Annotated in this window: 19 protein-coding genes; 2 read left to right on the top strand and 17 right to left on the bottom strand. The window is 66.1% G+C overall.

The annotated features are described in order from the left end of the window. Positions 1-14: 14 nt before the first annotated feature. Positions 15-1,397 (top strand): FAD-binding oxidoreductase, encoded by a 1,383-nt coding sequence (locus tag BCM27_RS02735; protein ID WP_004023340.1) that lies wholly within the window; start codon positions 15-17, stop codon positions 1,395-1,397. 18 nt (positions 1,398-1,415) lie between these two features. Here BCM27_RS02735 and BCM27_RS02730 read toward each other — a convergent pair whose 3' ends face one another. The 8 genes from BCM27_RS02730 to BCM27_RS02695 form a co-directional block, all read right to left on the bottom strand. After that, positions 1,416-1,889 carry a MaoC family dehydratase gene (locus BCM27_RS02730; RefSeq protein WP_004023339.1) on the bottom strand — a complete coding sequence of 158 codons (474 nt, stop codon included), beginning with the start codon at positions 1,887-1,889 and terminating at the stop codon, positions 1,416-1,418. Between the two features lie 40 nt (positions 1,890-1,929). Next, positions 1,930-3,543 carry an FAD-dependent oxidoreductase gene (locus BCM27_RS02725; protein ID WP_004023338.1) on the bottom strand — a complete coding sequence of 538 codons (1,614 nt, stop codon included), beginning with the start codon at positions 3,541-3,543 and terminating at the stop codon, positions 1,930-1,932. 46 nt (positions 3,544-3,589) lie between these two features. Continuing rightward, positions 3,590-5,059, bottom strand: coding sequence for a class I adenylate-forming enzyme family protein (locus BCM27_RS02720; protein ID WP_033204522.1), 1,470 nt, complete (start codon positions 5,057-5,059; stop codon positions 3,590-3,592). Between the two features lie 8 nt (positions 5,060-5,067). Further along, positions 5,068-5,358 carry a hypothetical protein gene (locus BCM27_RS02715; RefSeq protein WP_004023336.1) on the bottom strand — a complete coding sequence of 97 codons (291 nt, stop codon included), beginning with the start codon at positions 5,356-5,358 and terminating at the stop codon, positions 5,068-5,070. 40 nt (positions 5,359-5,398) lie between these two features. After that, positions 5,399-6,508, bottom strand: coding sequence for a phosphotransferase family protein (locus BCM27_RS02710; protein ID WP_004023335.1), 1,110 nt, complete (start codon positions 6,506-6,508; stop codon positions 5,399-5,401). A gap of 221 nt (positions 6,509-6,729) precedes the next feature. Further along, positions 6,730-7,992, bottom strand: coding sequence for a cytochrome P450 (locus BCM27_RS02705; RefSeq protein WP_004023334.1), 1,263 nt, complete (start codon positions 7,990-7,992; stop codon positions 6,730-6,732). 140 nt (positions 7,993-8,132) lie between these two features. Beyond that, positions 8,133-8,648: a thioesterase family protein gene (locus BCM27_RS02700; RefSeq protein ID WP_004023333.1), complete on the bottom strand. Its 516-nt coding sequence runs from the start codon at positions 8,646-8,648 to the stop codon at positions 8,133-8,135. Between the two features lie 85 nt (positions 8,649-8,733). Next, positions 8,734-9,498 carry an SDR family NAD(P)-dependent oxidoreductase gene (locus BCM27_RS02695; RefSeq protein ID WP_033204526.1) on the bottom strand — a complete coding sequence of 255 codons (765 nt, stop codon included), beginning with the start codon at positions 9,496-9,498 and terminating at the stop codon, positions 8,734-8,736. A 189-nt stretch (positions 9,499-9,687) separates the two neighbouring features. Between BCM27_RS02695 and BCM27_RS02690 the strand changes: the two genes are divergently transcribed. Further along, a complete protein-coding gene (locus tag BCM27_RS02690) occupies positions 9,688-10,575 on the top strand; it encodes a TIGR03619 family F420-dependent LLM class oxidoreductase (protein ID WP_004021529.1) in 888 nt (295 codons plus the stop codon). On the opposite strand, the gene BCM27_RS02685 is transcribed toward BCM27_RS02690, so the two are convergent. The 9 genes from BCM27_RS02685 to BCM27_RS02645 form a co-directional block, all read right to left on the bottom strand. Beyond that, positions 10,561-12,180, bottom strand: coding sequence for a thiamine pyrophosphate-binding protein (locus BCM27_RS02685; protein ID WP_004021528.1), 1,620 nt, complete (start codon positions 12,178-12,180; stop codon positions 10,561-10,563). The genes BCM27_RS02690 and BCM27_RS02685 overlap by 15 nt on opposite strands. Before the next feature lie 39 nt (positions 12,181-12,219). Continuing rightward, positions 12,220-13,020, bottom strand: coding sequence for a FadR/GntR family transcriptional regulator (locus tag BCM27_RS02680; RefSeq protein WP_004021527.1), 801 nt, complete (start codon positions 13,018-13,020; stop codon positions 12,220-12,222). A 116-nt stretch (positions 13,021-13,136) separates the two neighbouring features. Beyond that, positions 13,137-14,312, bottom strand: coding sequence for an NAD(P)/FAD-dependent oxidoreductase (locus tag BCM27_RS02675; protein WP_033204528.1), 1,176 nt, complete (start codon positions 14,310-14,312; stop codon positions 13,137-13,139). Next, positions 14,309-15,394, bottom strand: a complete 1,086-nt coding sequence (locus BCM27_RS02670) for an acyl-CoA dehydrogenase family protein (RefSeq protein WP_004021525.1) — start codon at positions 15,392-15,394, stop codon at positions 14,309-14,311. Before BCM27_RS02670 ends, BCM27_RS02675 begins: the two co-directional genes overlap by 4 nt. 1 nt (position 15,395) lies before the next feature. Continuing rightward, the gene (locus BCM27_RS02665; protein ID WP_004021524.1) at positions 15,396-16,706 is read right to left on the bottom strand and encodes an acyl-CoA dehydrogenase family protein; all 1,311 of its coding nucleotides are present in this window, start codon (positions 16,704-16,706) and stop codon (positions 15,396-15,398) included. A 25-nt stretch (positions 16,707-16,731) separates the two neighbouring features. Continuing rightward, entirely contained in the window at positions 16,732-17,199 is a 468-nt protein-coding gene (locus tag BCM27_RS02660; protein WP_004021523.1) for a Zn-ribbon domain-containing OB-fold protein, read from the bottom strand. Further along, on the bottom strand, positions 17,196-18,374 hold the full coding sequence (locus BCM27_RS02655; protein ID WP_004021522.1) for a thiolase C-terminal domain-containing protein: 1,179 nt from the start codon (positions 18,372-18,374) through the stop codon (positions 17,196-17,198). The genes BCM27_RS02660 and BCM27_RS02655 overlap by 4 nt, the downstream gene beginning before the upstream one ends. After that, positions 18,371-19,600, bottom strand: coding sequence for a CaiB/BaiF CoA transferase family protein (locus BCM27_RS02650; protein WP_239450649.1), 1,230 nt, complete (start codon positions 19,598-19,600; stop codon positions 18,371-18,373). The genes BCM27_RS02655 and BCM27_RS02650 overlap by 4 nt, the downstream gene beginning before the upstream one ends. A gap of 16 nt (positions 19,601-19,616) precedes the next feature. Further along, positions 19,617-20,924, bottom strand: a complete 1,308-nt coding sequence (locus BCM27_RS02645; RefSeq protein ID WP_004021520.1) for a CaiB/BaiF CoA transferase family protein — start codon at positions 20,922-20,924, stop codon at positions 19,617-19,619. Positions 20,925-20,948: the final 24 nt, after the last annotated feature.

Below are 20,948 nucleotides of genomic sequence, written 5' to 3'. Positions count from 1 at the left end.
GGGACAGGAAGCTCGTGTCTGAAACGATGACGGCGACGACGACCCGGGTTCTCGATCGCCTTGCCGGTGGGCTGGCCCCGTCGGCGCTCCGGACCACTCCCGAGTCCTGGATCGACCGACTGCGCGACATCGCCCCGTTCTGCGCCGCCGGTGAACCGATCGCACTCGTCTCGGCGACCACCACCGACGAAGTCTCCCACGTTCTCTCGGTCGCGAACGCCGAGCGCGTTCCCGTCGTGTGTCAAGGCGCGTTGACCGGCGCCGCCGGCGCGGCGAACGCTGTCGACGGGTGCATCCTGCTCTCCTTCGAGAAGATGGACCGCATCCTGGAGATAGACCCGGTCGAACAGATCGCGGTCGTCCAACCCGGGACGGTCAACTCGACACTCGCGGCGGCCGTCGCCGAGCTCGGCCTGTTCTATCCTCCTGACCCAGGGTCGTGGGAGATGTCCACCATCGGGGGAAACGTCGCCACCAACGCGGGCGGAATGTGTTGCGTGAAGTATGGAGTCACCGCCGACTACATCCGTGCCCTCGAGTTCGTCCTCCCCGGTGGTCGGGTCATGCGCACCGGACGCCGAACCGCGAAAGGCGTTGCCGGTTACGATCTCACCCACCTGCTGACCGGTTCGGAAGGAACGCTGGCCGCGATCACCGAGATCACCGTTGCGCTCCTGCCCGAGCGTGAGGAGTCGCTGACCGCAGTCGGGATGTTCCCCACGGTTCGTGCGGCGGCCGAAGCCGTTGCCGCCGTGCAGGCGACCGGTCGCCGGCCTTCGATGCTCGAGTTGCTCGACGGCCCGAGCATCGCGATCATCTCGGACTTTCGCGATGTTGGTCTTCCGGACTCCGGCGCCGTACTCCTCATCCGCTCCGATCGGGGAGTTCGCGCAGCAGAAGACCTGGGAGTCTTCGAGGAATGCTTCCTCTCGTCCGGCGCCGACGAGGTCTACACCGCGTCGGATTCCCAGGAAGCGGACATGCTGATGGAGACGCGGCGCCTCCTGGGCCCCGCGATCGCAGCCCAGGGCAGCCCGCTGGCCGACGACGTGTGCGTTCCGGTCAGTGCTCTCGCCTCACTCGTCGACGGTGTCGCCGAGATCGGCCGACGCCACGACGTCCGGGCCATCTGCCCCGGTCACGCCGGAGACGGCAACCTCCATCCGGCCATCTTCTATGACGACGACAGTGTGGACCGGGCGTTCCAGGCGTTCGGAGAGATCATGGATCTCGGACTCTCGCTGGGCGGCACGATCACCGGCGAGCACGGCGTGGGCCTGCTCAAGAAGTCGTTCCTGCGACGAGAACTCACAGCGGAGATGCTCGATCTGCACCGAGGCGTGAAGGCGGCTTTCGACCCGAACGGAATCCTCAACCCGGGCAAGGTCTTCGACTGACCGGAGGGCCGGCGACCCTCAGCCGACGAGCACGCGAACGGTGTCGGCCACGCACGCCGGCTTGTCGGCCCCCTCGATCTCGACGACGAAACGCACGGTGAACCTCGTACCCGTGGTCGCGTCCTGCACGTCGGTCAGCGTGGCCACGGCGCGTATGCGCGAGCCCACCGGCACCGGCGCAGGAAAGCGAACGGAGTCGAGCCCGTAGTTGACACCCATCTGCACGCCTTCGACGGTGTATATCTGCCAACCCATCGACGGCAGCAAGGACAGGGTCAGGTATCCGTGCGCGATGGTCGCGCCGTACGGCCCCTCCCCCGCCCGGACGGGGTCGACATGAATCCACTGGTGGTCACGGGTGACGTCCGCGAACGCGTCCACCATCCCCTGATCGACGATCAGCCACGGGCTGATCCCGAGCTCTTCGCCGACCGCGTCGGCGAAGGCCTCGACGGAGGGGAACACGCGAGGAGCGCTGGCGGGGTGATTCATCGGTCTCCGGTCTGGTCCATGAGTGAGGGGCACTCTCGGGTCAGGAGTCACGTGCGGAGACTATGGAGTGCTGTTCGGAGCGGGTCACCGTCTTCAACCGCGTCCGTCCCGATGCTCGGCCAGTCGATTTCTCGTGCGAGTCCAGACGTCGCCAGTCATCGAAGTTCGCCGAACTCGGGAACCGCTCCGCGATGTCGTCGGTCACCTGCGGGCCGGCCAACCGACCGGCGCCGAAGTCGTCCAGTAGGGAGGAGACGGTTGCGCGTGCGCAGCGTCGGTTCGTCCCGAGCGCGCCCGTCGGGCCGCGCTTGACCCACCCTGTCACGTAGGCGCCCGCGATCACACTGCCATCGATGTCCGTAACGCGCCCTTCGTCATTGGGCACCACGGCGCGTTCGAGATCGAACGGCAGGCCGGCGATCGGTTCGGATCGGTATCCGACCGCCCGCACGACGAGACCACATGCCAGGTCGAGCGCCTCACCGCCGCCGGTCGGAACACAGCGCAGCGCAGCCACCGTCGAGTCGCCCACCACCGACACCGGGGTCCGACGGAAGTCCAGCACGACGACGGGTTCGTCGGTGTCCGGGCGTCTCGTCGGCAGCTTCTCGATCAACTCCCTCTTGAACATCGCCATCACCGATGAGTCCGGACTGGGTTCGCCGAGGTCCTCGCTGCGAACAAGCCTTGGGCCCAGCGCTTCTCGCAGTCCGATCAGCTCCGGGGTCGTGAAGGCTGCCACGTCGGCACCCCGCCGCCCGAGGACCCGGACCTCCCGGATACGGGACGTGGCGAGTGCTGTCAACGAATGTTCGGCGATGTCGGTCTTCCGCAGCTCGTCGACATCGGTCGCGAGGATTCGCGCGACATCGAGTGCCACGTTGCCGTTCCCGATCACGATTGCTCGTTCCGATGAGAGATCGGGTTCGTGATCGAGCCCGTCGGGGTGCCCGTTGTACCAGGCGACCAGTTCGGTGGCGGACATGCTGTTGGCCAGGTCCTCACCGGGGATACTCATCCGTCGGTCCGACGCCGCACCGACGCCGTACAGCACAGCGTGATACCGATCGGACAACTCGGTGAAGGTGACGTCGGTACCCACCTCCACGTCGAAGAACACCCTGACCGCGCGATGCCGCATCGACCGGGTGAAAGCCTCGGCCGCCTGCTTGGTCGCCTCGTGATCCGGTGCGACCCCATGTCGCAGCAGCCCCCACGGGGTCATGAGCTTCTCGAAGACATCGATCTGTACGTCGAGACCCCGTTGAGCGAGTAGGTGTTCGACTGCGTAACTGCTTGCCGGCCCGGCCCCCACGATCGCCACGCGCAGCTTCTCTGCACCCGCCCAGAAGCGCGCAGGCGGTTGTGTGAACGGAACTTGGGCGTACTCCTGATGCGCGGGATCGCGGTAGTAGACCGCGTTGAGTTCGATGAACGGCAACGACGACTCATCGAGATCGTAGTCGGGTTCGATCGCGCTCACCGGACAGGCATCGAGGCATGCGCCGCACTCGATGCAGGCGTCCGGGTCTATGTAGAGCATCTCCGTGGTCGCATACTCCGGCTCGTCGGGAGTCGGATGGATGCAGTTGACCGGACACACCGGAACACAGGACGCGTCATTGCAGCAGTTCTGCGTGATCACGAACGTCATGACCTCACCTGATTTCTCCTCGGACCGGCTGAGCGGTCACGGTCGACTACAGAGCTGCAACCCGCTCGTTCTTGAGCACGCGCCGCAGCAACTTGCCGGTCTCGTTGTACGGCAACTCGGCCTCGTGATGGATGAACTGCGGCACGCGGGTGGACCTCAACCCGTCGCGCACCCACTGTTTCAGTTCATCGACATCGATTCCCCGCGAACTCACCACGAAGGCCTCGATCCGTTCGCCCCATTGCTCGTCGGGGATCCCGACCACGGCCACATCGTCGACGCTCGGGTGCTGCCGCAAGCGGTCCTCGATCTCGCTCGGCGAGATGTTCTCGCCGCCGCGCACGATGACGTCGTCGGCTCGACCGTGCAGGAACAGGAACCCATCGGAATCGAGGTGCCCGCGGTCGCGCGTCGGATACCACCCGGACGCGTCGATCGCCGAGTGGCTCAGATACTCGCCGGACACCTGCTCGCCGCGAACCCAGATCTCCCCCGACTCACCGGGAGGAAGCACCTCCCCGTCGTCGTCGCGGATCTCGATCTGCACCGAGGGCAGCGCTCGACCCACGGACCCCAGGCGGGCGCGAATTGCGGGATCAGCACTGGCGGAGGCGGTTCGGTGGTCCTCCGGACCCAGAAGGCTGATCGTGGAGCTGGTCTCGGTCAGACCGTACGCGTTGACCAGGTCGACGCCGGGCAGCAGTCGCAGGGTCCGTTCGATGACGTCGACCGGCATCCGCCCACCGCCATACGACAGGTGCCGCAGGGCGGGTAGGGACTTGCCGTCGGATTCGATCACGTCGAGAATCCGGTCGAGCATCGTGGGCACGACCATGGCCTGGGTGACGTGCTCGCGCCGCGCCAGATCGACCCACCCCCGGGCCTCGAATGCGGTGAGCAGCACCATCTTCCGACCCGAGTACAGAGACGTGATCATGGAACTCACCGCGGCGATGTGGTATGGCGGAACCGATACGAGGATCGCTTCCTCCTCACTCGCGTTGAGGAATTCGACGGTGGACAGCACATAGGGCACCAGGTGCCGATTACGCAGGATCGCGGCCTTCGGCGTGCCGCTGGTGCCGCTCGTGAACAGCAGGACGGCGGGGAAGTCGGCGTCCGTGTCGGCGGCATCGGCGACACGACCAGAATCAGGGCGTCCCAACGGATGTACACCGTCGAGTCCGAGAACACGTGAGGCGGACCGTTCGTCGGTCACCACCGAGACCGGTGCGATACGCGTGAGCGCCTCGCGCAGCTGCTCGTCGGTCCACCGATAGTTCACCGGAACATAGGAGACCCCGGCCATCGCGGTACCGAAGAAGAGCGCCACGGTGTCGGCGGAGTTCTCGCCGACGTAGGCGACAGCGTGCACGTCCTGTTCACGGATGGCGGCCGACCACGCGCCGGCCTGGTGGGCCAGCGCGTCGTAGGTCAGGCGGGTGCCGTCGGCGACGACCGCGGTTCTGTCCCCGGCCGCCTGAGCGACCATCTCGAGGAGCATCGTCACATTCATCCGGCGCCTCAGTCCGACGAGGGGAGCTTTTTCGCGGCGAGCTCCGGGAGGATCTCGCCGTCGACGGACAGGCTTCCGACACCCGGCTTGACGCACAGCACCTGCAGACCCGAGGCCTCATGCACGTACCGCTTTCCGAGCGCCGTGCCGCCGTCGAATCCGGTTGCCACATCGCCGACGTCAGCGGTCCGGACGTCGACCATCGGCGCACCACCACAGTCGATTTCGATGTCGGCGCCCTTGACCACCATGACCTCGGTGTCACATACCGAGCTGAGAAGCCTGCTTCCGGTCTTCATGAGTTCCTCGTTTTCTGATCGGCTTGGAGAAGGAAGTGGGTCAGACGATGCCGCCGAGCAACGCAAGCGCTCGGCGAGTCAGTGGCGCGACCATCTCGCCCCGCTGCAGCATGCGTGGGTCGGCGCTCTCGCCGCGGACCGCTCGCGCATACAGCTGCTGCAAGATGACGACGGTGCGCCAGCATCCGAAGGCCTCGTACCAGGCGATCTCGGCGAGGTCGAGCGAACTCGTGGACGCATATCGCTCGACGACCGCATCACGATCGGGGAGATCGAGCTCACGAGTGGCCGACGCAGCGACAAACGCACCGGGATCATCGGCTGACAGGGTGTGGTCGGGCCAGTAGTTCAGCAGCGTGCCGAAGTCGGCGAGCGAATCCCCGAGAGTTGCCATGTCCCAGTCGAACACCGCGGCGACTCGGTCGGGATCACCGGCGATGAACTGACAGTTGTCGATCTTAAAATCGTTGTGGACGATGCCTGCTCGTTGGGTCCGAGGGAGGTCGCGCGCAAGGCGCGCGGCGACCTCGTCGACCATCACCCGGGTCTGCACTGCATCATCGAGCAACGACTGCTCCGCGACTGCGGCCCACCGGCGCGTCCACCCCTCGACCTGCCGCCGGAGAAATCCCTCGGGGCGGCCGAGATCCTGCAGATCACACGCGGCGGGATCGACGTCGTGCAGGTCCGCAAGTGCGTCGATGACCGCGAGACCCACCCGTACGGATGCATCGGCGTCGGTCGAGATCGCCGCTGGGACGTGGTCCCAGACCACGTGACCGCGCCGGTACTCCGAGACGAAGAACTCCGCGCCGATGACCGCGGTGTCCGCACAGTGGAGGTACGCACGAGGCGCCCGAGGATAGGCGGCGTACAAGCGGGACAGCACCCGATGTTCGCGCGCCATGTCGTGCGCGGCCGCCGCAACCTGCCCGAGCGGCGGTCGCCTCACCACGAGATGCCGATCGCCGAAGGTCACCCGATAGGTGAGGTTCGCCGATCCGCGCGGGAACTGGAGCACCGAAAACGGTCCGCCGACCTCAGAGAGGTGCAGCCGGAGATACGTCTCGAGCGCATCCCAGTCGAGATTCTCGCCGTCGCGCACCGGCGCGACATCCGGAGTGAGATCGTCACGTGCACCGGCGGTCATGCGTCAACGCTCCCGGCCTTCGAGCACCGGTCCCATGGCGCACGGCGGGCGCGGCCTGTATGAGTGAACACAGTCACACCTTAATTCCTCATGATGATTTAGTCAACTGCGGCCCGCCGGATGGCTTCGATGGCGGAGGGACTCGATTACTCCCAATCCGACTGGCCGACAGGAGTTCCCGTGCATTCGTCTCGGCGATCCGCTTCACCTTGTCGGCGGATTCACACCGACCACCCCAACTCCAGACGTTCGAGTCCGACGGTCGGTCCGGCTTCGACGAGACCCTCCGTATTGGTGACGGAGTAGTTCGGGATCCGCTTGTGCCACTCCTCCAGCGCGATCGCCAACTCGGTGCGTACGAGGTGTGCTCCGACGCAGCGATGCGGCCCACCCGCGAAGGAATAGTGGGCGGTGATCTGGCGATCGAACTGGATCTCGGTCGGGTTGTCGAACTCCGCCTCGTCGCGCGATGCCGACGGATTGGCGACCATCACCATGTCGCCCTTCTTCATCGGACAACCATGGAACTCGGTGTCTTCGGCGATCTGCCGCGCGGTCATGACGATGTTGTGGGCACGCAGGAACTCTTCGACGGCATTCGGAATGATCTCGGGCTCGCGGACAAGCCATTCTCGATCACTCGGAGTGTTGGCCAGGTGATAGAACATGTAACTGAGCTGGCTCTTCACCGTGTCCAGACCGGCCAGCAGAATGACCTCAGCCATGTTGGTGAACGCCTCGTCGGTGATCGGTTCCCCGCCGATCACGGTGGACGCCAGGATGGAGAAGAAGTCGTCGTCTGCATCGGCCGGCGGGTTCTCGCGCCGGTCGGTCAAGACCCGCGAGAAGTACTCTTTGATCGCGACCTGCGCCTCCCGCTGGTCCAGCGCATCATCCCCCAGGTGACCCAAACCGTCGAACGTCGCCTCGACCCAGGCCATGAACATGTCGGCATGCTCCATCGGCAAGCCAACGATGCGCAGGAACACCTGTGTCGGAAACACTTTCGCGAACTGCTCCAGGAAATCGCAGTGTCCGGCGGAGGCGAACTCCTCGATGGTCTCGATGCAGTCCTGCCGAATCCGGTCCTCATTCTGCTTCACGAAGCGCGGCGAGAACGCGATGTTGAGCATCCGGCGGTACTCGCCGTGCAACGGCGGGTCGACCATCGTCGGAATCCAGTGCCAATCCGGGTTCGGAACCGACGGAATCGTCGCGCTACTGCTGAATATCTCCGGGGTCTGATACGCCTCGCGGACCAGGTCAGAAGTGAGCAGCATCCAGAAGCCGGGCCCATACGACGAATACGCCGTGGGCGTCTGGTGGCGGAGCTTGTCGAACTCCTCGAAGTAGGTCATCGCGGGCCGGCGTGTCGTGTAATCGAAGTCGACGACCGGACAGCCGGCAGTCTTCGCACGCTCGAGTCGCTCGGCAGCGTCAGCCAACTCCGCATCGGTGAGCTGGGTCGTCGTATGTGCACTCAAGAGACGTCTCCTCGACTGGTCGATCGGAAGCGCCCGACAGGGCTGCGGGATCGCGGGCCTCCGTTCGACCACTTGGTGAGTGACACACGCAAAACGGAGGCAGCGGATGTGTCGCAGCCCACACTAATTCCTCATGAGGGTTACAGCAAGCCGCCGGCGATGCGGCGTCGCCACCTGCGCCGACGAGAGCCAGACAACCTGCCCCATCGCGGAAACGGTGGCGACCAGGACAGCGATTCATGGCGGCGCATGACCCTGTCGATCTCACGAGCCACCTCTGGCGCAAACGGTCTCGCCCTCCGCGTGGTGAGGTCGACGCTGACGACTACGGTTCGAAGGACCGTGGTGACGCGTCGCCGTGTCCGATCGACGACGAACGCCAACAGGATCACCGCGCGACTCGACCGATCCAGTATTCGCACGTAGACGCCGAGATCGGAATCGACCCTCATCTCACTCAGATAGACGAGGTGGTGCTCAGCGGTGAACACACCCTGATGGGTACTCGCGCGGCGCGCGTCTGTCAGCCCACAGGCCACCAGCACCTCGTGCGCCCCGTGGGCTGCGATCTCCACGATGAACCGCACGCTGAGATGCCCGTTCCCGTCGATGTGGTCGGCCGGGATCGGACCCACGTCCACCTCATCCAGTCGCATCACGTCATCGACGGTGGGAAGCCTTCGACGGCGCCTCACGGTGCGGGGATCACAAATCCTGGCGTCCGGCCGCGACCGACCGCGATCATCGCGGAGCCATCCGGATCGCCCCGTCGAGGCGGATGGTCTCGCCGTTGAGATACGCGTTCTCCAGGATCGAGGCCGCGAGCTGACCGAACTCCTCCGGCCGGCCCAGCCGCGCCGGATTCGGAATGCTCGAGGCCAACGACGTCCGCACATTCTCGGGCAACCGGGCCAGCAACGGGGTGTCCATGATGCCCGGCGCGACGGTGTTCACCCGAATCAGTTTGCTCGCCAGATCGCGGGCTGCGACCAACGTCATCCCGACGATCCCGGCCTTGGACGCCGAATAGTTGATCTGGCCGATCTGACCCTCGAACGCCGCGACCGACGCGGTCATGATGATCGCCCCACGCTCACCGTCGATCGGATCGAGCCGAGCGATGCGCTCGGCGCCGAGCGAGAGCGCATGGAACGACCCCACGAGGTTGAGCCTGATGACGGACTCGAAGTCCTCGACTGAACCGGCCTTGCCTTCCTTGTCCAGGATGCGCATACGGCGGCCGGCTCCGGCACAGTGCACGAGCCCGCGCAGACCTCCGCGGTTGTCGGCGACATCGAGTGCCGCGGCGAACTGTTCGGCATCGGTGATGTCGGCGGCGGCGAACGAGGCAGCGGCGCCCAGGCCGTCGGCCACGGCCTGCCCGTCCGAGGTCGGCAGATCGATCAGGGTGACCAGCCCACCGGCGTCGACGACACGTTGGGCCGTTGCGAGACCGAGACCGGATGCACCACCGGTGATCGCCACCGACAGTCCCTTGAGTTTCATTGTTCGGCAGTACCTTTCGACGTGTCCGCGGGTATGCGAGGTCAGCTCGTTCCGAGAACGGTGGTGTTCGCCATGCCATCGGGGTGGCACATTCGAGAATAATTTCTCATGATGTTATTGCCAAGGCCTGCGCGGCAACAACTCCCGATCCGCGCGGTGCGTCTCCACCGGGAATACGAAGGAACGAATGTGCGTATCGGACTCTCCGCATACGGCCTCGCTGCGCCAGACATCATCGCTCTGTCCCGTGATGCCGAAGCCGCTGGATTCGACTCCGTGTGGATCGGTGAGCACGTTCTCGCCCCGCAGAGGTACAAGTCATCTCATCCGCAGGCAGCCGCAGCCGTCCGCCATCACACCACCGGGCATGCGCACGCCTCCGTGCGCCTCGTGGATCCCCTGTCGGCGCTGGCGGCGGCGGGTGCGGTGACGCACCGCATCACGTTGGCCACCGGGGTCTACGTGGCGCCGCTGCGGCATCCTCTGCAGATCGCGCGCTCGGCGTGCACCGTCGCGGAGGTCACCGGAAACCGATTGATCCTGGGTCTCGGCGCGGGCTGGCTCGTCGAGGAGTTCGCCGCTCTGAACGCACCATTCGAGGCCAGGTTCCGATGTCTACGAGACGGGACCGGGATCATCCGTGAAGCCCTTGGCGGCGGCTGGATCTCGCGAACGACCGGCGAGTACCGGTTCGAGCCCGTCCAGATCACCGATTCCTCCACCTCGGTGCCCCTGATACTCGGAGGCAACTCCGACCGCGCGCTCCGACGCGCCGCATCGCTCGGCGACGGCTGGTTGAGCAGCGGCACCCCGACACTCGCGGAAGCGGTCGGGTTGCGCGACCGGCTCGACTCCGAGACCGCACGGCACGACCGCTCCACCCCGTTTCGGACCTGGTTCCGAATGCCCGGCGCCGACACCGACGAGCTCCGTCGATGGATCGACGCCGGATTCGACGACATCGTGATCTGGGCCGACGTCGTCTGGCCCAGCACCGACCCGCACCGGTCCGAGATCCTCGCCGAGCACGCTCGGCGACTCGGGATCGGGATGACGGGCGGGTCAGTGTCCCGCTGAGTCGACTTCGTCCGGGTCCAGCTTGATGTCCAGCAGAATCGGACGATCGCGATTCGGCAGCTCGGCAAGGGCCCGATGGAGATCGTCCAACGACCTCACCGTGTAGCCCCGCCCACCGAGCGATTCGGCCACTGGCGCGAAGTCCGGCCAATCGAACGTCGACCGAGACGGATCCAGCTCCTTTCGGCGGAACTGGATGTGTTCGGCGCCGTAGGCCCCGTCGTTGAAGACCGCGACCACGAGATCGAGTCCGTGACGCACCGCGGTGTTGAACTCGGCGAGACCGCCGAGCATGAAGCCACCGTCACCGGTGACCAACAGGGTCGGCCGACGGGAACCGACCGCTGCACCGATCGCATTTCCCATCCCCAGTCCGATGGATCCGAAGTTCACCGTGTGCACGTAGTCCCGGGGTTGCTCGACGTGAAACAGCGCGAACGCGTTGAAGATGAACCGGCCACCGTCATAGACCAGAGCGCGATCGCGCGGGAAAGCATTCTCGATGGCGATCATCGCCGAGCGGAGATCCACCGTTCCGACGCGACTGCGGTCCACGAACCCGTCATCGCGGCGCTCGGTCAGTCGCGCCGCGAGTTCCGGCGAGGCGAAACCGGTTGCCGGAACCTCGATCGAGTCGAGCATCTCCACGAGCTCATCCGCGGTCGCCGCGGCATCGCCGAGAACCACGACATCAGCGGAACCATTGCGGTGCAGGGCGTCTCGGTCACAATCGATCTGAACTACGCGGCGGCCGGCGAGCACGCTGCCTTCCAGAGTCGTCCACTTGTTCAACCCGGCACCGAAGGCGATCACGGTGTCCGCATCGCCGATCACATCGAGGGCGACCTCGTGCGAGATGGTGCCGACGATGCCGATGTTGTGCGGGTCGTCGCGATATGAATCGCGGCCGCGCAGTGTGGTACCGAGAGGCGCGCCGATACGGTGGGCGAAACGCGCGACGGCGGCGCGCGCCTCGGCAGACATCACGCCCTGCCCGGAGATCACCAACGGCCGTCGGGCAGCAGCAACGACTGCCACCGCATCCTCGAGCGCCTGCGCTGCCGGCCGCACTGCCTGAACCGGCGCCCACCTGCGCTCTCCGGCAGAGTGTCCGGCCTGCTGCCACTGGAACTCGATCGGCACATTGAGCACGATCGGCCGACGTTCGGTCATCGCGCGGCGAACCGCAACGGCGACGTCCTCCGCAATCGTCTCGACAGACCGCACCTGTTCGAAACCGGCACCCGTGGCGACGACCAGCTCACGCTGGGCGATGTTCTGGAAGTTGTCGCGATCGACAACCGCGGTGTCACCGGCGACGAGGAGTACCGGGGTCCGATCCTTCACACTCTCGACCAAGCCGGTCAAGGTGTTGGTGAGCGCGGGGCCATGGGTCACGCTGGCCACGCCGAGACCTCCGGTGACGCGAGCGTATCCGTTGGCCGCGGTGATCGCCCCGGCCTCGTTGGAAGTCGAGATGAACTGGGTGTCATCGAGATCCGCGAAGCTGTCCATCATGTACAGATTCGCGTCACCCATCACGCCGAAGATGCTGGTGACGCCTTCGGCGCGCAGCGACCTGGCGATGGACTCGTGGAAGAACATCGTGAATTTCCTTCTGTGAGTCGACGACTCGGGAGGGATTCAGACCCACTCCACGTCGCCGTCGAGGAGAGTGCCCAGCTGCGCTCGGTTCAACGCGAGAACACGAGTCAGGTGCTGGTTCATCAATGTGGATGCCCGTTCGGGATCTCCTTCGGAGATCACTTGGGCGAGTTCGAGATGGTCGTCGACGAGCTCCTGATGGATCAACTTGACGTCGCCGACCATGGCCAGGTGGTGGGCAACGATCTGTCCGTAGGCGCGGAAGGTCACCTGAAAGACGCGATTGCCCGCAAGGGCCGCCACCGATCCGTGAAAGCCCTCGTGTCCGGACATGTAGACGTCGAGGTCGCCGTGCACGACCTCGTCCACGAGCCCGTCGATGTACGGTGCCATGGCGGCATGGCGCGCCTCGCTGTCAGGGTTTGCAGCTGCCATCCCGGCCAGGGTGGTCTCGGCGAACACCCACGTCTCGAACAACTCGTCGTATGTCGCCCCGGCGAGATGGAGGTACAGCGCCTCCATCCGACCCAGGTTGGCCGAATCGACCGTGCCGACGATCGGGCCTCCTCCGGGCCCGCGGCGGATGGAGATCATGCCCTGGACCTCCAGAAGCCGCAATCCCTCTCGTAAGGATTCGCGACTCACCCCGTACTGAGGGAGCATCTCGGCCTCGGACGGCAGACTGTCCCCGGTCTGAAGACCCTCGGAGCGAATGGTTCGCACAACCGCGCGCGCGACGACCTCCGCAGCCTTCAACGGACGGAGTACCGAACCGCCTCCCGCAATCGCGATCGCGGGCTGGTCAGCGATGTCACGCGTCCTGGCATTCGATTCGGTCATGTTGTCCCCATCCCTGATAGCAGTACCTGCGGAGTTTCCACGGGTCAGCAATTCATACCGATGATCTATCACATCGAGGCGGGTCCGCGCATCGAGTCCGAACCCGGCCGATGCGCTCATCCCAGCGGTGCAGTCAGATCAGCCAGAGTCCTCCGATCCACCCGGCGGCCGTCCGCGATGGCGGATCGCGCGTGGATCATTGCCCGCGGAAAACCAACCGACAGGTGGGCGGCAACGCGATCGCACTCGTCGAGCCAGACCGCACCCCAGCGATCCGTCGTCGGGTGATCGCGGACGATCAACCGATGCCCTCGGCGATGTTGCCCGACATACTGCACTTTGCGCCCGAACTGGTCTGACCAGAAGTAGGGGATGTCATCGGTCCCCCTGTCGCAATGCATGATCGAGCGCGCCGCGACCGCGCCGCCTACTGCCGCCTCATCCCAGTGGCCGGTGTGGACCCGCGCCGACAGACGGTCGCTCCACCGGCTCGCGACGTCACCGATCGCATAGATCGAAGGATCGTTTGTCCGACGCCCCGAATCGACGCATATCCCGTGCCGATCGACGTCGAGACCCGCCGCGGCCAGCCAGCCGACATCAGCTCGCGAACCAACCCCGACCACGACTGCGTCCGCGGTGAGCAGAGTGCCGTCGATGAGCCGGACGCCGGCGTCCTCGACTTCGGCCACACCTGTTCGCACGCGGAGGTCGACGCCCTCCCACATCTCGGCCATTCGTTGGGACACCGCTGCACCGAACGGACCCGCGTGCGGGCCGTCACCTGCCTCGACGCACACCACCGAGCAGCCGAAACCCTTCGCTGCAGTGGCAACCTCGGCGCCAATCCAACCGGCTCCCACGATGACCATCCGCGCCCCGGGCCGTAGCACCGCCGCAAGCTTCTCGGCGTCTTCTCGTGTGCGCAAAGTCAATTGTTCACCCGGCCCAGGGAGTCGAACTGGTGCCGAACCGGTTGCGAGAACCAGTGTGTCGTAACCGATGTCACCACCGGTGGTCGCGACGATCTTGGCGCCCCGATCAAGTCCGGTCGCCCACACGCCGCGCCGGACCGAGACCTCGAGTTCCTCGAAGTCGAGTCCGAGGCCGGGGTCGGCGGACTCGGTGAGACACGCCTTGCTCAGCGGCGGACGGTCATAGGGGTCGTGCTCCTCCCCACCGATGAGGGTGATGTGACCGTCGAAACCCTCCGATCGGAGTGCGGCACAGGTGCGTCCACCGCCGATTCCGCCACCGAGCACCACAACTCGATGACCACCGTCGGGAGTCATCGGTGCACACCGTGAGTCGACAGAATGCGGTCCGTCAGGCGTTCGGTCGGGCCGAGCAGGGAGTCGTTGCTTCGCGCCTTGCGGAACAGCAGATGGGCGGGGTGCTCCCAGCTGAATCCGATGCCACCGTGGATCTGGACGTTCTCACCGCTGGCGAGAATTGCGGCACGTGACGCCGCCAGCATCGCCATGGCCGCCGCCTCCGGCAGATCATCCGGACTCGAGACCGCAGCCCACACAGCGTGTTCCACCATCGAACGAGCGAGGTCGGTCTCGGTGGCGACATCGGCGATGAGATGTTTGAGCGCCTGGAACGAGCCGATGACCCGGCGGAACTGCTCACGTACGCCGGCGTATTCGACGGCATCCGCCAGCGCCTGCTCGGCGACCCCGAGCTGTTCGGCGGCCACCGCAACCAGCGCCAGATCCCGCAGCCGAGCAGCCAAACCGCCGGGGTCGGCGACCGCGATCGCCCGCGCGGGAGCGTCGCTGAACGTGATGGTGGCGAGATCGCGGACGAGGTCGAGCGTCTCGTGACGACGGACGGCGGCACTTGCGGTCTCGATTGCGAACCACGCTGCACCGGTGCCTGTTTCGGCCTGCGCGAGGACCACGTCGGCATGGCCGCCGTCGAGGACGAGGCGCGCCTCGCCGGACACCGCTCCGGTGGCGTCGGCGGTCAGTCCCGTTCCCGACCACACGGTTCCGATCGTCGAGCCCGCGACCATCGCGGGCAACAGTTCGGCGAGGGCAGCGGAGTCCCCGGATGCCGTGATCGCCTCGACGGCGAGGACCGCACCAAGTACCGGAACCGCTGCGGTGCTGCGTCCGATCTGCTCCATCAGCACGGCGATCTCCGCCCAGGTTGCCCCTGCCCCACCGAGTTCGTCCGGGACCGCCAGCCCGAGCACCCCGATCTCACCGATCAGGCGTTCCCAGAGTGCGGAGTCGATCTCCCCCGACGCGGCCGCATCCGCTCGGGTGACGACGGTGTTGCGCGGTGTCGCACGGTTGGCGACGCCGGCGAGGACCTCCGCGAAGTCGGCGCGATCGGCGACGGCGTCCACATCGTCGAGGATCATGTCAGTTCACCTCGGCGGCGTCGGCCGCGGCAGCGGCCAAGACGTCGGCGAACTTCGTGTCGGCGGCATCTCGGAGACGGGGGACGTGGATCGACGGGAACAGATCCGGGGCGGGCTCCACGCCCTTGAGGAGTTGCTTGGCGACCGACTGCTTGTGGATCTCGGTCGCACCGTCGGCGATGGCCATGTGGAAGCCCTCGAGGACATACTTGCCGAAGGGTAGTTCGGTGGAGATGCCGAGCGAACCGTGTAGCTGGACGGCCCGGCCCGCGACGTCCTGCAGCACCTTCGGCATGGCGACCTTGACGCCGGCGATGTCCTTGATGACCTGCTTGTAGTCGTTGACCTGATCGATCTTCCACGCGGTGCGCAACACGAGCAGCCGGAACTGTTCGAGCTGAATCCACGAGTCGGCGATCATCTCTTGGACCAGCTGCAGCTCGCCGAGTGTGCGGCCGCGGGTCTCGCGCGAGACAGCGCGTTCGAGCATCGCATCCAGCGAGCGACGCACCAGCGCGACGGTGCGCATCGCGTGATGGATGCGACCGCCACCCAGCCGGACCTGGGCGACCTTGAACCCGTCGCCGTCACCACCGAGGAGGTTCGCCGCGGGCACGCGGACATCGTTGTAGCGGACGTAGGCGTGGGTGCCCTCATGCCCGGCGTGGCCGGTGACGCCGACGTTGCGGACGATCTCGATACCCGGGGTGTCGGAGGGTACGACGAACATCGACGCGCGGCGATGGCGCTCGGCGTCGGGATCGGTGACCGCCATGACGATCAGGAACGACGCGAAACGCGCATTCGACGAGAACCACTTCTCACCCGAGATCACGTAGTCGTCCCCATCGCGGACGGCGCGGCATCGGAACGAGGTCGGGTCGGAGCCGCCGGTGGGCTCGGTCATCGAGAAGCAGGACGCGATCTCGCCGGCGAGCAACGGTTCGAGGTAGGTCTTCTTCAGTTCGTCGGAACCGTAATGCGCCAAGATCTCGGCGTTGCCGGAGTCGGGGGCCTGGGTCCCGAAGATCACCGGTCCACTGAGCGTGGTGCCGATCAGCTCGTTGAGCAGGGCCAGCTTGAGTTGACCATAGCCCTGACCGCCGAGTTCCGGACCGAGATGGCAGGCCCACAAACCTTTTTCGCGAACCTTCTCCTGGAGTGGCCTGATGATGGCGTTGCGCACCGGGTCGGCCATGTCGAGCGGATGGTCGTACATGCGATCGGCCGGCTCGACCTCGTCGCGAACGAATTGCTCCACCCAGTCCAGTTGTTCCTGGTACTCGGGGTCGGTCTCGAAGTCCCATGCCATGGGGGGCTCCTTCAGTCGGGGAGGTTCAGGTGAGTGGGTCGGTGGCGGGGACGAGCTCCCAATTCGGGATGGTGATCGACTCGTCGAGGTCGACGAACACCGTGCGCACCGGGTCGCCGACGTGGATCGCCGGGCGTCCGGCGATGTGACCGAGGAACCGGATCACCGGCTCGCCGGGCCGGGGTTCGACGTCCACGAGGACCGACGTGTACGGCACCGGGTAATGCGGGTTGATCTGGTGTTCGACGACGGTCCAGGTGTGGACGGTCCCCGCCTGTGGGACGTCGGCCCAGTCCAGATCGTCGCCGTGACAGGAACGGCATCGCGGCCTCGGTGGGTGCTGCTGGTGGTTGCATGTGCGACACGTCTGGACCACCAGACGACGATCGGCCGCAGCGGCGAAGAACCCGCCGGTCTCCGGGTCGTCGACCACCGGCCGGAGTCCGACACCGCCCCCGAGTTCGGTGTTCGCGTCGCTGCCCGGGGCGCTCATGCGGCCACCAACAGCAGTGCGCTCGCGCCGGGCGGCGGCGCGGAGGTGACGAGTGAGACCTGCGCGCCCGGCACCTGCGAGGTGGACGTCCCACGGATCTGTCGGACCCCCTCCACAATGTGGTTCATGCCGTGGATGTACGACTCGGACAACTGCCCTCCTGCGGTGTTGATCGGGATGGCACCGTCGAGATCCAGGGCACCGCTCTCGACGAATCCCGACACGTCGTCGCGGCTGCAGAAACCGAAGTCGGCGAGCTGCAGGTAGACCGTGACCGTGAAGCAGTCGTACAGTTGCGCGACGTCGACGTCGGACGGGCGCAGCCCTGACCGTTCGTACAGCCGTTCGGCGACACGCTTGGACGTCAGGTGCTCGAGGCTCTCTCCCAACAGCACCGGATACATCTGTCCCGGTCCCACGCGCAGTCCTGTCGCCTGCGCAACGGAATTGATGAGGGCCGGCGGCTGCCGCAGATCCTTCGCCCGTTCGGCCGTGGTGACGACAAGTGCTGCGCCGCCGTCAGATTCGAGGCAGAAGTCGAAGAGCCGAAGCGGGTCCGAGATCATTCGGGAATCGTAGTAGTCCTCGAGCGAGAGCTTCCGGTCGTACATCTGGGCGGCCGGGTTCGCGTTGGCGCGGCGGCGACACACCATCGCGATCTCGGCAAGCGCCTCGTGGGTGAGACCGTGCTCGGACATGTGCCTGCGGGCGAGCATCCCGAAGAACTGGCCTGGGGAGGTCATGCCATAAGGTGCGAACAACTCCAGGTAGCTCGATGCGCCGCCGACACCGCCGTCGACGCTGACTCCTTTGCCGAGTCGGCGACCGGATCGGCCGTTGAGCGCGCGGTACACCAGAACTGTGGTGGCCTGGCCGGACATGATCGCGGCGACGGCCTGGCCGACCATCGCGCACGGACCGGAGCCGCCGGGCCCGTTCTGTCCCCAGTAGGCGATGTCGTCGGCACCGATGGCATCGGCGAGCGCCACCTGGGACGTCTCGTCGTAATCGCTGCGGATCAGACCGTCGATGTCACCGGGCTTCAGTCCCGCATCGGCGATCGCCGCAAGAGCCGCGTCGGCCGCGAGTGAGGTGACGCTGACACCGGACTTCTTCGAGTATTCGGTGGTGCCGATCCCGACGACGGCACAGGTGTCGGGCTTCCAGGTGCTCACGACATCACTCCGATCCCCACGCCTGCGGTCGCCTCGGCGGCCGACGATTTCGTCTGAGCGAGAACTGCTTCCGTGTCTGCACCAAGCTTCGGTGGGCTCGTGGGTGCGCCGGTCCCGTAGGAGAACGAGAACGGCGAGCCCGGGAACTTCACCGACTCACCGTCCATCGGGACGTCGACGAAGTACCCGCGTGCTGCCAGGTGCGGATCCTCGACCAGGTCTTCGGGGGCGGAGATGGGGCCCAGTGGCAAGCCGCGTCGCTGCGCCTCGGTGTAGACCGCCCCGGAATCCTGCATGAGGAAGAACGACTCCAGCAATGTCTGGATGTAGGGGAAGTTCTCCTGACGATGTGACAGCTGGAGATACTCCTCGTCGGCGAGGTCGAGCGCCATGCCGAGCGAGTCGAGCCAATCGACCAGGATGCCCCAGGTCTTGGTGTCGCTGAGGATCAGCGCGAAGTACACCTGGACGCCGTCGGCGCACTCGAACAGTGCCGGCGATGTCGGGCTCGGTTGAGCATGACGACAGGTCTGGCGCTGCAGTAGGACCCGTGGATAGAACCAGTACGGGTTGGCCAGCTCACCGCTGACGGCGATCGCCTCGTGCATCGACACATCGACGATCTGGCCGAGTCCCGACATCTGTCGTTCCAGCAGCGCCAGCAGCAGCCCGGTGTGGCCGAAACTCGCCGCGATCTGCATCGACTGGTTGCCGCCCGGGCGGATCGGCGGAATGGAGTGATCGTCGTATCCGCAGCTCATCAGAATCCCGCCGGACGCGAGCGCGACGAGGTCGCTCGAGCGCCGGTTGGCCCACGGCCCGGTGAGGCCGTAGGGCGAGACCGAGACCGCGATCAGATGCTGATGACGATCGGTCAGTTCCTGCAGATCGATGCCCGCCGCGGTGAGGCCGTCGGGGGTGTCCGAGGTGATGAGCACGTCGGCGGTGGCGATGAGGTCGTCGCGCTCGGTCCGTCCCTCGGCGGTGGTCGCGTCGACGACGACACTCCGCTTGCTCGTGTTGTACGTCCAGAAATTGAGGCTGAAGTCGGGATCGCCCTCGTGCCCGCGAACCCAAGGGCCCACACGCCTTCCCCGCGAGCCTCCGACGGGCTCGACCTTGATCACGTCGGCGCCCTGGTCCGCGAGCAGCTTCCCGAGGATCTCTCCTCGCGGGTCGTCTGCCAGCTCCACCACACGGAGGCCGCTGTAGGTGAGTGTGTCCACCGGTCCTTGCCACATGTCAGATCACTCCGTCGTTCTCGAGTTCGGTGATCTCGTCGCCGGACAGGCCCAAGATGTTCCCGAACACGTAGTGGTTGTCCTCGCCGAGTAGCGGCGCGGATCGCCAGGTGTGCGGCTCGGTGCGGGAGAAGGAAACCGGGGTCCCCTCGAACCGCGCCTCGCCGATCACCGGATGGTCCAGTTCGAAGAACGTTCCGCGAGCGGCGATCTGGGGATCCCATTCGCTCACGTCCTGGGCGTTCTGCACTGCACCGGCCGCGACGCCCGCACCCTGGAGCACCTCCATCGCCTCCCGATCGCTGCGCTCGCGCGTCCAGGTGGCGACCTGGACGTCGAGGGCGTCCTGGTTGGCGTGCCGGTCAGGCTGCGTCGCGAACCGCGGGTCGGCGGTCCACGCAGGCCGGCCGATGGCCGCGACGAAGCGCTGCCAGTCGGCGTCGTCGAAGACGGCGATCGCGACCCACCGGTCCTCGTCGACGCTCGGGTACACCCCGTGCGGGGCGGCCGTCGGATCGTCGAGGCGGTTGCCGCGCGGAAACGTCGGGCGACGAGTGGCCGCTCCGTTGGCCGTCACGTCGAGCATGTCGGCACCGATCATCGAGATCCCGACCTCGACGGCCGATACATCGACCTCGGCACCCAGCCCGGTCGCGCGTCGACGGAGGATCGCCATCATGAGCGCGGCCGAGTTGTAATACGCGGCTTGGTTGTCCATGTAGGATAGGCCCCATCCCGACGGTTCGACGCCGGGCAGTCCGCTGATGAACGACAGACCGCTGACCGCCTGCACAATGGGTCCGTAGGACTTGTAGTGCGCGTGCGGTCCGGAATGGCCGAACCCACTCATCCGGCCGTAGACCACCTCGGGGGACAGCTCGCGCAGTCGCTCGTAGGTGAGGCCCCACCGCTCCATCACACCCGGCGCGAAATTCTCGGTGACGACCATGCTCTGCGAGATGAGCTCGTCGACGAGTTCGCGGCCCCGGGCGGTCTTCATGTCGACTGTGATGCCGAGCTTGTTGCGGCTGTAGTTGTTGTGCAACCCGCCACGATTCGGGTCGGCGTCGGAACGTTCCTCGCCGTAGTTGCGGACTTCGCCCTTGTAGATCGGAAGGAGCCGGGGCCGGTCGATGCGCCGGCGGTTCTCGATCTTGACGACCTCGGCGCCGAAGTCCGCCAGCATCCGGGTCGCCACCGAACCGACACCCATCCAACAGAAATCGGCCACGCGGACACCGGCCAGCGGACCCGTCCGGGGGACCGGCCGTCGGTCGGTCGCCACAGCATCGTCAGAGGCAGTGCTCATGGTGTGCTCACTCATCCCGTCGGT

The sequence above is a fragment of the Gordonia terrae genome (assembly GCF_001698225.1).
Classification (GTDB): domain Bacteria; phylum Actinomycetota; class Actinomycetes; order Mycobacteriales; family Mycobacteriaceae; genus Gordonia; species Gordonia terrae.
This window is presented reverse-complemented; position numbering and strand designations above follow the sequence as displayed.

Bases quoted from the DNA above. Each gene is read 5' to 3' on its own strand.
- BCM27_RS02675 (WP_033204528.1), bottom strand. From the start codon at position 14,312: ATGACTCCCGACGGTGGTCATCGAGTTGTGGTGCTCGGTGGCGGAATC.
- BCM27_RS02680 (WP_004021527.1), bottom strand. From the start codon at position 13,020: ATGACCGAATCGAATGCCAGGACGCGTGACATCGCTGACCAGCCCGCG.
- BCM27_RS02700 (WP_004023333.1), bottom strand. From the start codon at position 8,648: ATGCGACTGGATGAGGTGGACGTGGGTCCGATCCCGGCCGACCACATC.
- BCM27_RS02670 (WP_004021525.1), bottom strand. From the start codon at position 15,394: ATGATCCTCGACGATGTGGACGCCGTCGCCGATCGCGCCGACTTCGCG.
- BCM27_RS02725 (WP_004023338.1), bottom strand. From the start codon at position 3,543: ATGACGTTCGTGATCACGCAGAACTGCTGCAATGACGCGTCCTGTGTT.
- BCM27_RS02730 (WP_004023339.1), bottom strand. From the start codon at position 1,889: ATGAATCACCCCGCCAGCGCTCCTCGCGTGTTCCCCTCCGTCGAGGCC.
- BCM27_RS02660 (WP_004021523.1), bottom strand. From the start codon at position 17,199: ATGAGCGCCCCGGGCAGCGACGCGAACACCGAACTCGGGGGCGGTGTC.
- BCM27_RS02710 (WP_004023335.1), bottom strand. From the start codon at position 6,508: ATGACCGCCGGTGCACGTGACGATCTCACTCCGGATGTCGCGCCGGTG.
- BCM27_RS02720 (WP_033204522.1), bottom strand. From the start codon at position 5,059: ATGAATGTGACGATGCTCCTCGAGATGGTCGCTCAGGCGGCCGGGGAC.
- BCM27_RS02645 (WP_004021520.1), bottom strand. From the start codon at position 20,924: ATGAGCACTGCCTCTGACGATGCTGTGGCGACCGACCGACGGCCGGTC.
- BCM27_RS02715 (WP_004023336.1), bottom strand. From the start codon at position 5,358: ATGAAGACCGGAAGCAGGCTTCTCAGCTCGGTATGTGACACCGAGGTC.
- BCM27_RS02695 (WP_033204526.1), bottom strand. From the start codon at position 9,498: ATGAAACTCAAGGGACTGTCGGTGGCGATCACCGGTGGTGCATCCGGT.
- BCM27_RS02685 (WP_004021528.1), bottom strand. From the start codon at position 12,180: ATGTTCTTCCACGAGTCCATCGCCAGGTCGCTGCGCGCCGAAGGCGTC.
- BCM27_RS02665 (WP_004021524.1), bottom strand. From the start codon at position 16,706: ATGGCATGGGACTTCGAGACCGACCCCGAGTACCAGGAACAACTGGAC.